Source organism: Citrobacter sp. Cc139, from assembly GCF_030334645.1.
GTDB classification, from domain to species: domain Bacteria; phylum Pseudomonadota; class Gammaproteobacteria; order Enterobacterales; family Enterobacteriaceae; genus Citrobacter; species Citrobacter werkmanii.
Window position 1 is genome coordinate 1 of record NZ_JAOWDM010000059.1, and the last position, 15735, is coordinate 15735.

Annotated in this window: 17 protein-coding genes; 2 read left to right on the forward strand and 15 right to left on the reverse strand. The window is 51.7% G+C overall.

The window, feature by feature from the left end; all coding sequences use genetic code 11:
- Positions 1 to 15: 15 nt before the first annotated feature.
- The 14 genes from OGV69_RS02660 to acuI form a co-directional block, all read right to left on the reverse strand.
- A protein-coding gene (locus OGV69_RS02660; protein ID WP_095033700.1) for an IS1-like element IS1B family transposase occupies positions 16 to 713 on the reverse strand; the annotation gives its coding sequence in 2 pieces (ribosomal slippage) (positions 16 to 464 and positions 464 to 713; 699 coding nt in all).
- A 139-nt stretch (positions 714 to 852) separates the two neighbouring features.
- Positions 853 to 1017 carry a DUF2556 family protein gene (locus OGV69_RS02665; protein WP_032940702.1) on the reverse strand — a complete coding sequence of 55 codons (165 nt, stop codon included), beginning with the start codon at positions 1015 to 1017 and terminating at the stop codon, positions 853 to 855.
- 82 nt (positions 1018 to 1099) lie between these two features.
- Positions 1100 to 1984 (reverse strand): adenine-specific DNA-methyltransferase, encoded by an 885-nt coding sequence (gene yhdJ / locus OGV69_RS02670; RefSeq protein ID WP_069324421.1) that lies wholly within the window; start codon positions 1982 to 1984, stop codon positions 1100 to 1102.
- Positions 1985 to 2072: 88 nt separating this feature from the next.
- Positions 2073 to 2369, reverse strand: a complete 297-nt coding sequence (fis, locus tag OGV69_RS02675) for a DNA-binding transcriptional regulator Fis (RefSeq protein ID WP_000462905.1) — start codon at positions 2367 to 2369, stop codon at positions 2073 to 2075.
- A 25-nt stretch (positions 2370 to 2394) separates the two neighbouring features.
- Positions 2395 to 3360 carry a tRNA dihydrouridine synthase DusB gene (dusB, locus tag OGV69_RS02680; RefSeq protein WP_038634395.1) on the reverse strand — a complete coding sequence of 322 codons (966 nt, stop codon included), beginning with the start codon at positions 3358 to 3360 and terminating at the stop codon, positions 2395 to 2397.
- A 298-nt stretch (positions 3361 to 3658) separates the two neighbouring features.
- Positions 3659 to 4435, reverse strand: a complete 777-nt coding sequence (locus tag OGV69_RS02685) for a carbonic anhydrase (protein WP_069324420.1) — start codon at positions 4433 to 4435, stop codon at positions 3659 to 3661.
- A gap of 116 nt (positions 4436 to 4551) precedes the next feature.
- Complete coding sequence (gene prmA, locus OGV69_RS02690) at positions 4552 to 5433, reverse strand: 50S ribosomal protein L11 methyltransferase (protein WP_069324419.1); 882 nt, start codon at positions 5431 to 5433, stop codon at positions 4552 to 4554.
- A gap of 11 nt (positions 5434 to 5444) precedes the next feature.
- On the reverse strand, positions 5445 to 6896 hold the full coding sequence (gene panF / locus OGV69_RS02695) for a sodium/pantothenate symporter (RefSeq protein WP_038634386.1): 1452 nt from the start codon (positions 6894 to 6896) through the stop codon (positions 5445 to 5447).
- Positions 6886 to 7128 (reverse strand): YhdT family protein, encoded by a 243-nt coding sequence (locus OGV69_RS02700; protein ID WP_069324418.1) that lies wholly within the window; start codon positions 7126 to 7128, stop codon positions 6886 to 6888. The genes panF and OGV69_RS02700 overlap by 11 nt, the downstream gene beginning before the upstream one ends.
- Before the next feature lie 107 nt (positions 7129 to 7235).
- The gene (gene accC / locus OGV69_RS02705; RefSeq protein ID WP_003828838.1) at positions 7236 to 8585 is read right to left on the reverse strand and encodes an acetyl-CoA carboxylase biotin carboxylase subunit; all 1350 of its coding nucleotides are present in this window, start codon (positions 8583 to 8585) and stop codon (positions 7236 to 7238) included.
- Between the two features lie 10 nt (positions 8586 to 8595).
- The gene (gene accB / locus OGV69_RS02710) at positions 8596 to 9066 is read right to left on the reverse strand and encodes an acetyl-CoA carboxylase biotin carboxyl carrier protein (RefSeq protein ID WP_003025210.1); all 471 of its coding nucleotides are present in this window, start codon (positions 9064 to 9066) and stop codon (positions 8596 to 8598) included.
- A gap of 392 nt (positions 9067 to 9458) precedes the next feature.
- Positions 9459 to 10058: a protein-methionine-sulfoxide reductase heme-binding subunit MsrQ gene (gene msrQ, locus OGV69_RS02715; RefSeq protein ID WP_038634380.1), complete on the reverse strand. Its 600-nt coding sequence runs from the start codon at positions 10056 to 10058 to the stop codon at positions 9459 to 9461.
- Complete coding sequence (gene msrP / locus OGV69_RS02720) at positions 10059 to 11063, reverse strand: protein-methionine-sulfoxide reductase catalytic subunit MsrP (protein ID WP_069324417.1); 1005 nt, start codon at positions 11061 to 11063, stop codon at positions 10059 to 10061.
- Between the two features lie 119 nt (positions 11064 to 11182).
- Positions 11183 to 12157, reverse strand: coding sequence for an acrylyl-CoA reductase (NADPH) (gene acuI, locus OGV69_RS02725; RefSeq protein WP_069324416.1), 975 nt, complete (start codon positions 12155 to 12157; stop codon positions 11183 to 11185).
- 225 nt (positions 12158 to 12382) lie between these two features.
- Here acuI and csrD point away from each other — a divergent pair, with 225 nt between their 5' ends.
- Complete coding sequence (csrD, locus tag OGV69_RS02730) at positions 12383 to 14323, forward strand: RNase E specificity factor CsrD (protein ID WP_069324415.1); 1941 nt, start codon at positions 12383 to 12385, stop codon at positions 14321 to 14323.
- 8 nt (positions 14324 to 14331) lie between these two features.
- Here csrD and OGV69_RS02735 read toward each other — a convergent pair whose 3' ends face one another.
- Positions 14332 to 14652: a hypothetical protein gene (locus tag OGV69_RS02735; RefSeq protein WP_154050627.1), complete on the reverse strand. Its 321-nt coding sequence runs from the start codon at positions 14650 to 14652 to the stop codon at positions 14332 to 14334.
- Between OGV69_RS02735 and mreB the strand changes: the two genes are divergently transcribed.
- On the forward strand, positions 14630 to 15673 hold the full coding sequence (gene mreB / locus OGV69_RS02740) for a rod shape-determining protein MreB (RefSeq protein WP_000913396.1): 1044 nt from the start codon (positions 14630 to 14632) through the stop codon (positions 15671 to 15673). The genes OGV69_RS02735 and mreB overlap by 23 nt on opposite strands.
- Positions 15674 to 15735: the final 62 nt, after the last annotated feature.

Below are 15735 nucleotides of genomic sequence, written 5' to 3' on the forward strand. Positions count from 1 at the left end.
GGTAATGACTCCAACTTATTGATAGTGTTTTATGTTCAGATAATGCCCGATGACTTTGTCATGCAGCTCCACCGATTTTGAGAACGACAGCGACTTCCGTCCCAGCCGTGCCAGGTGCTGCCTCAGATTCAGGTTATGCCGCTCAATTCGCTGCGTATATCGCTTGCTGATTACGTGCAGCTTTCCCTTCAGGCGGGATTCATACAGCGGCCAGCCATCCGTCATCCATATCACCACGTCAAAGGGTGACAGCAGGCTCATAAGACGCCCCAGCGTCGCCATAGTGCGTTCACCGAATACGTGCGCAACAACCGTCTTCCGGAGCCTGTCATACGCGTAAAACAGCCAGCGCTGGCGCGATTTAGCCCCGACGTATCCCCACTGTTCGTCCATTTCCGCGCAGACGATGACGTCACTGCCCGGCTGTATGCGCGAGGTTACCGACTGCGGCCTGAGTTTTTTAAATGGCGGAAAATCGTGTTGAGGCCAACGCCCATAATGCGGGCGGTTGCCCGGCATCCAACGCCATTCATGGCCATATCAATGATTTTCTGGTGCGTACCGGGTTGAGAAGCGGTGTAAGTGAACTGCAGTTGCCATGTTTTACGGCAGTGAGAGCAGAGATAGCGCTGATGTCCGGCGGTGCTTTTGCCGTTACGCACCACCCCGTCAGTAGCTGAACAGGAGGGACAGCTGATAGAAACAGAAGCCACTGGAGCACCTCAAAAACACCATCATACACTAAATCAGTAAGTTGGCAGCATCACCCGGATGGCTGTGTAATGCAATTAATACAGAGTGAAAACCAGGTTGGGTAGTTTAGCCGCCAGGGCCTGACGGCTGTCGACGGTGCTAGTCGAGATCGGCGCAGTTGACCAGCTTTAGGGGATTCACTGAGTTCATATTCCGGCACTTGTCGTGCTCTGTCGTCATCAGTTCTATCCACTGGATGAGCAGCGCATCAAAAAGAAAAACGAAGACCGCAAAAACAACCAGCCACCAATACTTGCGAATCATTGCTTAATCCTGTGTATTCATGCCCAAGCGTGCAGGGAATATACACGAAATCAGTAAGCTGAAAAGCAGACTTACAATGCTTTTACTTTGCCGAAAGAGCGCCACTGTTTGCCGGTAATCGGCTCTTTTTGGACAGGTTTTTTGTCTTACGTTTTTTCACTTTTGCAAGTTCAGTCTCTGAAAAATGAGAACCGATACTCAGTCTTCTGAGCCCCATTTTTACGTATTCAGCATTGATTTCGATACCGACAAATTTGCGACCTAATTCCACTGCGGTGGCGCCGGTTGTAAAGCTGCCGGCAAACGGATCGAGCACTTTGTCATCCGGGTTGGAGGAAGCCAGAATGATCCGTTCCAGGAGGGCTTTGGGTTTTTGGGTGGGGTGATTTTCGTATTCATCCATCAGATAGCGAACGCGGGGAAAATCCCAGACATTGCCAGGTACTTTTTTCTGATTGTAAGGCTGGGGCGGATTCTTTCTGTAGTCTATTAGCGCACGTTTAGCGCCCGTTTTGGCTTCAACCAGAATATCATCACGATTAAACGTGTACTTTTTCTGATCTTTTACCATCATCAGGATAGGTTCATACATCGAACCAAAGTAGTTTTTAGCCTGTACCCCTGAGCTATCATATGACCACACGATACGGCTTTTGATGGTAAAAAGCTGGCGACATTTGAGGTCGATGTACGGCATGTTCTCCGTACTGTTCATGATGTACATGCTACCGTGTGGTTTGAGAATACGATGGCACTCGTCGATACACTCAAACAGCCACGCCAGAAAGGTCTCTTCGTCCCAGGATTCCACCATCCCGTCAAAGTCTTTGCCGATGTTATAAGGTGGGTCGGCAAAAATGAGATCGATGCTTTCAGCGGGTAGCTTTTTTAGCTCGGTCAGCGCATCACCCAGGATTATCTTTTTAGATTCATCGCCAAAATAGACAGGTTCACATCTTGCGTTCATCGCCAAAGCCTCCCGTGTGACATTAATAAAAAAGGCGCTTCCCCATGCCGAGTAGCGCCTTTTAAAACAAACATTTAACTGATTAGTATCAGTTCATGCCGTATTTTTTCAGTTTTTTACGCAGCGTACCACGGTTGATGCCCATCATCAGGGCAGCACGGGTCTGGTTGCCGCGGGTGTATTGCATCACCATGTCCAACAGGGGCTGTTCTACTTCAGCCAGTACCAGCTCATAGAGATCATTAACGTCTTGACCGTTCAATTGAGCAAAATAGTTCTTCAGTGCCTGTTTAACCGAGTCACGCAGGGGCTTTTGAGTTACCTGGTCCTGAGAGTTAACGGTAGAAACGGTCAGTACGTCAGAATTTACGCGTTGTTCGAACATAGTTCTGTCAGCTCTTTATTTCTGTTTACGCAAAATTTTCGAAGTATGCCTCCAACGCCGCCAGCTGTTCGCTGGAATCTTCAATGGCGTTGAATGTGCGCCGAAACTGGTCATCCGGAGCGTGTTCCTGGAGATACCAGGATACGTGTTTACGCGCAATTCGGTACCCTTTTGCATGACCATAAAAGTCGTGCAGTTCCCGAACATGCGCACAAAGCAAGCGCTTCACCTCTGCCAGTGGCAGCGGGGGCAGCAGCTCCCCAGTGTCCAGATAATGCTGGATTTCCCGAAAGATCCAGGGTCTTCCCTGAGCTGCACGGCCTATCATCAGGGCATCCGCCCCCGTATAGTCGAGTACAGCTCTGGCTTTAAGCGGGTCAGTAATGTCGCCATTCGCGATAATCGGAATGGAAACTTTCTGCTTAACTGCCCGAATACTGTCGTACTCAGCATCTCCATTGAACAAACAGGCGCGGGTGCGTCCATGAATGGTCAGAGCCTGAATGCCACAGTCTTCAGCCAGTTGGGCAATCTCTACGCAGTTACGGTGTTCCGGAGCCCAGCCGGTGCGAATCTTGAGTGTGACAGGAACGTCCACTGCATTGACGACCTCGGTTAGTATTGATTTCACTAAATCCGGGTACTGCAAGAGGGCTGAACCTGCGAGCTTGCGATTCACTTTTTTAGCCGGACACCCCATATTGATATCAATAATCTGGGCGCCGCTTTCCACGTTAATACGTGCGGCATCGGCCATCTCAACAGGATCGCTACCGGCAATTTGCACCGTGCGAATTCCTGGCTCGTCAACGTGCACCATCCGTAAACGAGACTTGTCGCTTTCCCAAACCTGCGGGTTAGAAGACATCATCTCGGATACCGTCAATCCGGCTCCCATCTCATAGCACAGCGTCCTGAATGGTCTGTCAGTGATGCCAGCCATAGGTGCTGCGATCAGGCGATTTCTGAGCTGGTGTTGTCCGATGCGCATGAGTTAAGAAATGACCATACTGTGACTGCAAGGCGGCGTATATTACGCATTTTTCGCACGAGATGAAAGGCCAAACTTTGACCAATCCACTGAGGTGGATCAATGAATTGCCGTAAATATAAACTTATGAAAATATTTAATCATATAAATCATGGCATTACAAAAATGTGTCGGTTTTATATACGCATATAATTTTGCGTAACTTCTCATTTTTTCTTCAGTTACAGAAGGTACTGACAAGATATTCTGCTGAATTAATCAGCAAATTACCTCGCTATTGTGTGATCGTTACCTCATTTTAGTACAGGGTCTCGGTGCCACCTGAATTGCTGTCCGTAATCGTGCGTTCATTCAGCGGCTGCGGTGGACGATTGTTCGCTGGCCCAACAATGTAGTGAAATTTATCTAACTGTTCGGCGGAAAGGGCCACAGGCTTTTTCAGGACAACCCAGGTGACGCCTTCAGTACAGGGAGGCGTTGTTATCGAGCCACTGTAGAGCCAGTAGGTCTTGTTGTCGGGTAGAAGCTGGTTGATATCGATGGGCGAAAAAATGGGCATGCTGTTGCCCTCCATGGTGGGAAAGGACTCCCACAGGTTTTGAATCGCCTGGTTAGGCTCACCAATGTCAAACATGACCGCCACAATGGCGATATCACCATGTTGGTTTTCGTGGGTCAACTGCAGCTCCAGTGGATAGATTTTACCGTTGAGGGTATGTTCGCCTGGAGCGTGAAAATCACAATGTTTTAAATAATAGAGCTTTTCTTCAATTTCAATGAAATTAGGGGGGTAGGAGCTCATTGTTGCCTGCAGCGTATGGTTAATGCTGCGAAATCTTGTCGGGCCATCAATGTATTGTAAATTGAGTGCGGGCAGGCCGAGTTTGCTGGTTGTCGTGGTCTGGATATCAACGGGTGACTGGTTGATACCCGTCTGACACGTTGCATACTCTTTGCTTATTTTGCCCCACTGCGCAGGGCCGCTTTCTCCGGTATAGCCCCATGGCACGGCCAGCGTCTTCAGGGGCATTAAGCATGCTGCCAGTAAAATTGTTGTAAAACGATGGAAGTGCATACGTTTACTTAGCAAAAAATATAAAAATCAATTAGTTATTATATCGTTGGGTAAAGTATCAGTATGCTGGTCTGTTGTCTGAAAATGGCGTGGTCGGATAACCACGCCGGAAGGGATTATTTTTTCTGTCCGGTAATGCGACACCACTCTTCTTTCTCGATAACCGGATCGAGCGTAAAGAGGTCGGCATAGGCTTCACAGACGCTTTCCGCCTGGCTGGCAAGAATACCAGAAAGCCCCAGCAAACCGCCCTCAACGGGCAGCACGCTGATTAAAGGTGCGAGTTCACGTAATGGGCCAGCAAGGATGTTGGCGACCACCACATCGGCTTTCATCGACTCTGGCTGGTCTTTAGGCAGATAAAGTTCCAGACGCTCAGAAACGCCATTACGTTGGGCGTTATCACGGCTGGCCTGAATCGCTTGCGGATCGATATCTATACCAATCGCTTTCGCTGCACCCAGCTTCAGTGCCGCAATGGCAAGGATGCCGGATCCGCAGCCAAAGTCGATAACCGTTTTACCGTTAAGATCGAGACCGTCCAGCCATTGCAGGCACAGAGAGGTGGTTGGGTGAGTACCGGTACCAAACGCCAGACCCGGGTCGAGCATCACGTTGACGGCGTTCTCATCCGGGACATCGCGCCAGCTTGGGCAAATCCACAGACGTTCGCCAAAGCGCATCGGGTGGAAGTTGTCCATCCATTCGCGTTCCCAGTCTTTGTCTTCGAGCTGTTCGATTTTATGCGCGAAGCCTGCACCCAGTAGTGGGTGCTGCTCCAGAATCGCAACGACTTCTTTCATGTCGGTTTCTGCATCGAACAAGCCGATAACGTCGGTATCGCCCCACAGGCGAGTCTCGCCCGGCAGAGGTTCAAATACCGGCGTATCATGCGTATCCTGGAAAGTAATGGAAACGGAGCCCGCTTCCATCAGCGCATCGCTCAACTCTTCAGCGTTTGCACCGGTCGTGTTCAGTTTCAGTTGAATCCATGGCATGGCAAAACTCTTTATTTATCAGTAGTCAATATGGCGACTTGCGGAACGGCGGAACCGAAACGGTTGCCGATCAGGAAAGCCAGCAAACTTATCAGTAATGAGGGTACAATCGGATGAAAGCCCAGGTACTGAATGTTAAAAGTAGCGAGTACGGCATAAAGTACGCCGCCGACAATCATTGCGCTCAGTGCGCCTGCCGCGTTTGCCCGCTCCCAGTAAAGGCCCAGCACCAGCGGCCATAGGAAGACGGCTTCCAACCCGCCAAACGCCAGCAGGTTAAGCCAGATAATCATCTCCGGCGGCTTCCACGCGGCCAGCAGCAGTAACGCGCCCAGCAGCAGAGTGATCACTGCCGACATGCGTTTCAGCCGTGTTTCATTTTGCAGTTGTTCCGGGCGAAGGTTCAGATAGAGATCTTTAATGATCGTAGCGGAACTTTGCAGCAATTGGGCATTGATCGTCGACATGATCGCGGCCATGGGCGCGGCGAGGAAGATCCCGGCTGCTACCGGTGGCAAGACTTTTACCATTAGCGTGGGAATAACCAGATCCGGTACCGTCAGGTCAGGGATCACCGCCCGGCCCAACGCGCCGGCCAGATGCATACCAAACATCAGGACAGCCACCACGATGGTGCCAATGATAATTCCACGGTGTACCGCTTTGCTGTCCTTATAGGAGATGCAGCGCACCGCCGTATGCGGCAGGCCAATCACGCCAAAGCACACCAGTACCCAGAATGAAGTCATAAACGTGGGGGACAGAATGTCATCAGCGCCCTGCGGCGAGACCAGTTTAGGATCGATGGTTTGCAGAGTGACTACCGCATTGCTGAGACCACCAGCGGCATGGACGACACCGACCAGCAGTACGATAGTCCCAATCAGCATCACCATGCCCTGCATCGTGTCGTTCAACACGCTGGCGCGAAATCCGCCAAACGCCGTGTATAACGCGATACTGACGCCAAAAATCAGCAGGCCGGTTTCATAAGGGATACCCGCTGCCGTTTCCAGCAAACGCGCGCCGCCAATAAACTGTACGGTCATTGCACCGACAAACGCGACCAGCAGGCTGAGGCTCGCCAGCCACACCAGCAGGCGGCTTTGGTAGCGGGCAAACAGCATATCGTTGAGGGTAACCGCATTATAACGGCGTGCCAGAATGGCGAATTTTTTGCCGAGAATACCCAACGACAGCCAGACGGCGGGCAGTTGGATCATTGCTAACAAAACCCATCCCAGTCCGTATTTATAAGCGGCACCTGGGCCGCCGATAAACGAGCTGGCGCTAATGTAGGTTGCCGTTAGCGTCATGGCTAACACGACCCCGCCCATAGAGCGGCTGCCGAGGAAATACTCATTCAGGAAGGTGCCGGTCGACCTTTTGCGCATGGCGTAAACAGAGAGACCGAAAACCACCAGAAGATAGGCGACCAGCGGCAAAATAACTTCAAGCTGCATCATCATCCTCCAGTGGAATGTCGCGATAGATAAACTTCACCATCGCCCAGCACAGTATGATGAAAACCAATGGCGTCAGCAGACAGGCCATTTCGAACCAGTGCGGGAGGCCGGTAAAACCCAGAGAGGAGTCTGATAAGTAAGCGGCCACTAACCATGCGGCAAGATATAAAAGGGTCAGCCACAGCGCCCAGCGCGCCTCTTTATGGGCCTGAACAAAACGAGCGTCCATTTTTTGTCCCTTGTGAATAAAGAAAGCGGGGATTGTACCTTATGGCACCTATGGGAGGGGAGAAAAACAAAAGGCCGGAATTTCCGGCCTTTTCGGTTAACGCTTGCTTACTTTTCCTGAAGTCCGAGTTTTTTCTCCAGGTAGTGGATATTGGTTCCACCATGCTGGAAGTGCTCGTCATTCATGATACGGATCTGCAGATCAACGTTGGTTTTGATGCCGTCGATGATCAGTTCCTGCAAGGCGTTTTTCATGCGGGCGATAGCGACGTCGCGGTTTTCGCCATAGCAAATCAGCTTACCGATCATTGAGTCATAGTACGGAGGTACTGTGTAACCTGCGTAAATATGAGACTCCCAGCGCACACCAAAGCCACCCGGCGCGTGGAAACGCGTGATTTTACCCGGGCTCGGCAGGAAGGTGTTCGGGTCTTCGGCGTTGATACGGCACTCTACCGCATGGCCTTTAACCACAACTTCGTCCTGCTTGATAGACAGCGGCTGACCCGCTGCGATGCGCAGTTGTTCTTTGATCAGATCAACACCGGTGATCATTTCGGTTACCGGGTGTTCAACCTGAATACGGGTGTTCATTTCAATGAAGTAGAACTCACCGTTTTCGAACAGGAACTCGAAAGTACCCGCGCCGCGATAGCCGATATCCACGCACGCTTTGGCGCAACGCTCGCCGATGTAGCGACGCAGTTCCGGAGTAATGCCCGGCGCTGGTGCTTCTTCGACAACTTTCTGGTGACGACGCTGCATGGAGCAGTCACGCTCTGCCAGATAAATCGCGTTACCCTGACCGTCTGCCAGCACCTGAATTTCGATGTGGCGTGGGTTTTCCAGGTATTTCTCCATGTAGACCATGTCGTTATTGAAAGCCGCTTTCGCTTCCGCTTTGGTCATGGAGATGGATTGCGCCAGTTCGGCATCGCTGCGCACGACGCGCATACCGCGACCGCCGCCGCCGCCGGAGGCTTTGATGATAACCGGGTAGCCGATGCGTTTAGCATGAGCGCGGTTAGCGTCCATGTCATCGCCCAACGGGCCGTCAGAGCCTGGGACAGTCGGTACGCCAGCTTTCTTCATCGCGGTAATCGCGGACACTTTGTCGCCCATCAGGCGGATGGTGTCGGCTTTCGGGCCGATGAAGATAAAGCCGGAACGTTCTACCTGCTCAGCAAAGTTGGCGTTCTCAGAGAGGAAGCCATAACCCGGGTGAATTGCCACCGCGCCGGTGATTTCAGCGGCGCTAATGATAGCCGGGATGTTCAGATAGCTTTTTACGGACGGAGCCGGGCCAATACAGACCGTCTCATCCGCCAGCAATACGTGTTTTAAATCGCGATCCGCGCTTGAATGCACTGCGACAGTCTTGATACCCAGTTCTTTACAGGCACGAAGAATACGCAAGGCAATCTCGCCGCGGTTAGCGATGACAATTTTATCCAACATGTTCGCCTCGTTATTCGATGACGACCAGCGGCTCGTCAAATTCTACCGGTTGACCGCTTTCTACCAGAATCGCTTTAACGACGCCGGATTTGTCGGCTTCGATCTGGTTCATCATTTTCATGGCTTCAACGATGCACAGGGTATCGCCCGCATTCACTTTCTGGCCGATTTCGATGAACGCTTTCGCATCCGGGCTCGGGGTGCGGTAGAACGTACCAACCATTGGGGAGCGTACGATGTGACCACTGATTTCCGCTGCTGCCGGAGCTTCCATACTTGGAGAGGCAGTTTGTGCGACAGCGTTAGACAGAGCTGGCTGCTGCATCACTGGTGCAGCATAAGCCTGTTGCATCATTGGAAAACTTGCAGCTGGCGCCGCACGGCTGATGCGTACAGACTCTTCGCCTTCAGAAATTTCCAGTTCGGAGATGCCTGATTCTTCAACCAGCTCGATCAGTTTTTTAATCTTACGAATATCCATGAGTGGGTTCCGTACTCTTTGTTTAGTGAGATTGTGACAGGCGTTTTACCGCCGTCTGTATAGCATTTTTATAACAGTGAGTGACAAGATGCCACGCATCTCAGGCGTTGCACTGGGTGCTGATGCCATTACATGAGATTGCCAGACTTGTTAGTCATTGTGCGGCTATCTTCTGTCATTTTCGGGTAAAAGACAAAATATACCTTCAATATGCGATTGTCACCCTTTCCGCGCCGTAAAAACGCTACCGGGGATAGCAAAGGCGCACATTATAACTATTTCGTAGCAATTGGCAGCTAAATACTGGTCTTATCAGGGAAGATAATCAACCGTTAACATGTAAAGAAAATCGGATCGTCCGTGTTTTGCAACGTACTGCACATATCGTGAAACTACCGCCACCACTGGCGAAACTTCCTGTAGCGGCAGGCTAACAGCACCGCAGCAAGTGCGGCATAAATAATCGGTTGAGGGGAGATGATTTTAACCGACCACAGATAATGTATGGGTGCCAGGATCGCCACAAGATAGACGAAGTTGTGCAAAAATTGCCAATTCTTACCCAGCTTTCGCTGTGCAGATTGCGTGGACGTTAAGGTGAGAGCAAATAATATGACCCAACTGACAATGCCCAACATCAAATACGGTCGCGAAATGAATTCCCGCCCCAACAGCGCCAGATTATGAATACCTAATTCCAGTAACGCGTAGCTGGTTAAATGCAGCGTCGCCCAGGCGAAACACCATAGCCCTAACAGGCGACGAGTGCGTATCAATAATGGCTGTTTAGCGTAGCGCGCGAGGGGAGAGACCAGCAAGGTCGCCAGTAAGAATTTCAGAGCTGTCCTACCGGTAAAGTGCTGGATATCTTTGACCGGATCGGCGCTCAAACCGCCATGATTTACCGCCCAAAAGAGCCAGATGAACGGCAAAAAGCCGGCAAGATGCAGGCAAACTTTCAGCCCGGTAATGTGCTTTGCAGTCAGACGCACTTAAAAATTCTCCTGCAGATTAAGGCCACGATACAGGGAAGCAACCTCTTCGGCATAACCGTTAAACAACAGCGTGGATTGACGCTGTACGTCCAGAATACCGCCAGCGCCAATAAAACGTTCGGTGGCCTGGGACCAGCGGGGGTGATCGACATGCGGATTCACGTTGGCATAAAACCCATATTCATTAGGCGCGGCCAGGTTCCACGTTGTTGGGGGGCGTTCGCGCGTAAGTTTGATACTCACGATCGACTTTATGCCCTTAAATCCGTATTTCCACGGCACAATTAAGCGGATGGGGGCACCATTTTGCGGCGGAAGGGCCTTACCATAAACCCCTACGGTAAGCAGGGTTAGTGGATGCATTGCTTCATCCAGGCGTAACCCTTCAACATAGGGATATTTCAGCCCGCCGCCAATAAAGCGATCTTTCTGACCAGGCATTTCATCCGGGGCGTAGCGCGTTTCGAAAGCGACATATTTTGCGTTGCTGGTGGGTTCAACCTGCGCCAGCAGTTTATGTAATGGAAAGCCAATCCACGGCACCACCATTGACCAGGCTTCCACACAGCGCATCCGATAAATCCGCTCTTCCAATGGGAAACGGGTGGTCAGCGCATCATGATCGAGAGTGAGGGGTTTTGTGACTTCGCCAGTGATTTTCAAGGTCCACGGATCGGTTTTCAGGCTGCCTGCGTTGGCCGCTGGATCCGCTTTGTCGAGACCAAATTCATAGAAGTTGTTGTAGCCAGAAACTTTATCCGCTGGCGTTAAAGGAAGCGAATTTTGCCAGGCGGTGGGCTTGCTGAAATTAAGCGGCTTACCCGCAGGCGCCGGAGGGCGGTCATTACCCTTAAACCAGCTCAGAAGGTCGGCCTGCGCAGCGTGAGGCAAAGACAACGCGGCAGCGCTGATCCCTAATGCTTTCAGTACCTGGCGGCGCTGCATAAAAAAAGCCGACTCGGCGGTGACGTCGGCTTCTGTAAATGGACGTAATTTCTTCATAACAGACTCCCGGCTTACGCGTCATGACAGACAGGGGATGCGTAGTTAATATGGCAGGGAGTCTCTATATATGCCGCGAAATTTTGTTAGTTAAGTGTAAATTTCTGCGCCGATGCCTGTTATTTCACCTTCACCAGCGTACGACCTTGTACCTGGTTATTGATGATGGCATCGGCGAACTTCGGCGCATCCGCTAGCGTAATCTCCGTGGCGGCCTGAGCATAGAACGATTCCGGCAGATCCTTAACCAAACGCGCCCAGGCTTCTGCGCGACGTGCCGGTGGGGTCATCACCGAGTCCACCCCTTGCAAACGTACATTACGCAGAATGAATGGCATGACGGTGGTCGGCAGCGCGAAGCCGCCCGCCAGGCCGCAGGCGGCCACGCAGCCACCGTAGTTCATCTGTGCCAGGACTTTCGCCAGCACTTTATCGCCAACGGTATCAATTGCACCGGCCCACAGTTGTTTTTCCAACGGGCGAGATTCAGCAAACTCATCGCGGCTGAGAATACGATTCGCGCCCAGGCTCTTCAGATAGTCGTGGGTGCTTTCGCGCCCTGATACTGCCACAACCTGATAGCCCAGCTTATGCAGTAATGCCACGGCAGTGCTGCCCACGCCGCCGCTGGCGCCGGTGACGACAATCTCACCGTGTTGCGGGCGAATACCTGCATCCTCAAGCGCCATGACGCACAGCATGGCGGTAAAACCGGCGGTGCCGATGACCATCGCTTTGCGCCCGTCCAGCCCTTGCGGCAGCGCTACCAGCCAGTCGCCTTTGACGCGCGCACGTTCAGCCAGTCCGCCCCAATGGTTTTCACCCACACCCCAGCCGGTCAGTAAGACTTCCTGACCCGCATGAAAACGGGGATCTTCGCTTGCACGCACGGTACCGGCGAAATCAATGCCAGGAATCATCGGAAAGTTGCGGATGATTTTACCCTTGCCAGTGATAGCCAGGGCGTCTTTATAGTTCAGGCTCGACCAGTGGACATCCACCGTTACATCGCCTTCCGGGAGCTGGTTTTCGTCGAGGGGTTGAACGGATGCGAGGGTTTTTCCGTCCTGCTGTTCTAAGATCAAAGCCTGCATAACCTGTCCTCAATTCGTATAGTGGATTGGAAAATTGTTAATGAAGACTATACTCGCTAATCAAAACATGATGCCGATTCTGCGCAATAAATTGCCAGATATACCTGATTTGGTAGTATGCCCCCACAGTTTGCATAAATTGGCGGATTTTGCGTTCAGTTTTGCATTTTCGAGTCGCTTTATCTCTTTCACACCTGTTTCATAACTGTCGGAGTTAACACAAGGATGCGATTAACGACGAAATTCTCAGCTTTTGTCACGCTGCTTACTGGGTTAACGATCTTTGTGACTCTGATTGGCTGCTCGCTGAGTTTCTACAACGCTATTCAATATAAGTTCACTACGCGAGTGCAGGCGGTGGCGACGGCGATTGATACACATCTTGTCTCCCACGATTTCGTTTCGCTGACGCCGCAAATCGATGAACTGATGGTTTCTGTTGATATCGTGCGTATCGAGTTGCTGCAAGGGCAGCATATAGTGTATGACCACTCCCGAACCAGCAGCTACCGCCCGGCAGGAACGAACAACCTCTACCGCGACATCACCGTACCGTTGGTCAAGCATCCGGGCATGTCAGTTCGCCTGGTTTATCAGGATCCGATGGGCAACTATTTCCATTCGCTACTGACTACCGCGCCGCTCACACTGGCCATTGCGTTTATTATTCTGATGCTCTTTTTGTCGGTACGTTGGCTTCAGCGTCAGCTTTCAGGCCAGGAGTTACTGGAGATTCGTTCCACGCGTATTCTGAACGGTGAACGTGGGTCGAATGTACGAGGAACGGTCTATGAATGGCCAGCGCGCACCAGCAGTGCGCTCGATATGTTGCTGACTGAAATTCAAAATGCCCGCGAGCAACGCAGCCGACTGGACACCCTGATTCGTTCCTATGTTGCGCAGGATACAAAAACCGGGCTGAGTAACCGTCTGTTTTTTGATAACCAGTTGGCCACGCTGCTGGAAGATCAAGAAAAGGTGGGAGCGCATGGCGTCGTGATGATGGTGCGTCTGCCGGACTTTACTCTGCTGCGAGATAGCTGGGGAATCACCCTGGCGGAAGAACAAATTTCAACGCTAATCAATTTGTTGTCGACGTTTATGACGCGTTATCCGGGGGCATTGCTGGCGCGCTACCACCGTAGCGATTTTGCCATCCTGTTGCCACATCGCACGCTGAAAGAAGCCGAAAGCATCGCCGGGCAATTATTAAAAGCGGTCGATGCGCTTCCGACTAATAAAATGATCGATCGTGCCGATATGGTTCATATTGGCATTTGCGTTTGCCGCAGTGGTCAGTCGACGGAACAGGTGATGGATCATGCTGAGGCCGCCACCCGGAATTCAGTCCTGCAGGGTGGGAACAGCTGGTCGGTCTATGATGACTCCCTGCCGGAAAAAGGCCGGGGCAACGTGCGCTGGCGGACGCTGATTGAACAGATGCTCAGCCGGGGCGGGCCGAGAATATATCAAAAACCTGCGGTAACGCGTGAAGGACGGGTACACCACCGGGAACTGATGTGCCGTATTTTTGATGGCAGCGAAGAAGTTATTTCGGCGGAATATATGCCGATGGTGCTGCAATTTGGCCTGGCTGAAGAGTATGACCGTTTACAGTTAAGTCGTCTGATCCTGCTTTTGGGCTACTGGCCGCAGGAAAGCCTGGCGATGCAGATAACGGTTGAATCGCTAATTCGCCCACGTTTTCAGCGCTGGCTGCGTGATACGTTGATGCAGTGCGAAAAATCACTACGCAAACGCATAATTATTGAACTTGCTGAGGCAGATGTTTGTCAACATATCAGCCGATTACAGCCCGTCATCCGATTGATGGATGCGCTAGGGGTACGGATCGCCGTTACGCAGGCCGGTTTAACGCTGGTGAGCACCAGTTGGATTAAAGAGCTTAACGTTGAGTTATTGAAGCTGCATCCAAGCCTGGTGAGGAATATTGATAAGCGAACCGAAAACCAACTGTTGGTTCAAAGCCTGGCGGAGGCCTGTTCAGGCACGCCAACGCAGGTTTATGCCACGGGAGTTCGTTCGCGTAGCGAGTGGCATACGCTGACTGAACGCGGAGTTGCTGGTGGGCAAGGGGATTTTTTTGCCGCATCACAGCCACTTGACACTAACGTGAAAAAATATTCGCAAAGATATTCGGTTTAACCTGCCGTTTAATTCGTTTTCACGTAGAATAACGCGCGCTGTGCCTTCTGGGGGTGTGCTTGTCTGCTCGCCAGGTTGTAACAGCAAACATGCAGGTGAATGACCTTTGACAGGTTGCAAACAAAAGCGAGGAATGCTGCTGATTTTTTCAGCCCTGATGGACTCAGGCCGGTTTTGTAACAAAGGAAACGAACTGCACTAATTTTCACCGTAGCAGATGATTTTTGCGCCTTGTCGCTGCTGCGTGTGGTTGGTAAAGTAAGCGGATTTTGTTTTCCGCCCCAGCTTTCAGGATTATCCCTTAGTATGTTGAAAAAATTTCGTGGCATGTTTTCCAATGACCTGTCCATTGACCTGGGTACCGCGAATACCCTTATTTATGTAAAAGGACAAGGCATCGTATTGAATGAGCCTTCTGTTGTGGCCATTCGTCAGGATCGTGCCGGTTCGCCGAAAAGCGTGGCTGCAGTAGGTCATGATGCGAAGCAGATGCTGGGTCGTACGCCGGGCAATATCGCTGCAATTCGCCCAATGAAAGACGGCGTTATCGCTGACTTCTTCGTGACTGAAAAAATGCTCCAGCACTTTATCAAACAAGTGCACAGCAATAGCTTCATGCGCCCAAGCCCGCGCGTACTGGTGTGTGTACCGGTTGGCGCAACCCAGGTTGAACGCCGTGCGATCCGTGAATCCGCTCAGGGCGCAGGCGCCCGTGAAGTCTTTCTGATCGAAGAGCCGATGGCGGCCGCGATTGGTGCGGGTCTGCCAGTTTCTGAAGCAACCGGCTCAATGGTTGTGGATATCGGTGGTGGTACCACTGAAGTTGCCGTTATATCCCTGAACGGCGTGGTTTACTCTTCTTCCGTACGTATTGGTGGTGACCGCTTCGACGAAGCCATCATTAATTACGTTCGTCGTAACTACGGTTCTCTGATCGGTGAAGCCACCGCAGAACGTATTAAACACGAAATCGGTTCCGCTTATCCGGGCGATGAAGTCCGCGAGATCGAAGTACGCGGCCGTAACCTGGCAGAAGGTGTTCCACGCGGCTTTACCCTGAACTCCAACGAGATTCTGGAAGCGCTGCAGGAACCGCTGACCGGTATCGTGAGCGCGGTAATGGTTGCTCTGGAACAGTGTCCGCCAGAGCTGGCGTCAGACATCTCCGAGCGCGGTATGGTGCTGACCGGTGGCGGTGCGCTGCTGCGTAACCTTGATCGTCTGTTAATGGAAGAAACCGGTATTCCAGTTGTTGTTGCTGAAGATCCGCTGACCTGCGTGGCGCGCGGTGGCGGCAAAGCACTGGAAATGATCGATATGCACGGCGGCGACCTGTTCAGCGAAGAGTAATCGGACGCAGGTAGGGTGGCCCGCGGGTTGCCCTTCCGCTCTGATACGAGAATACGCATAGA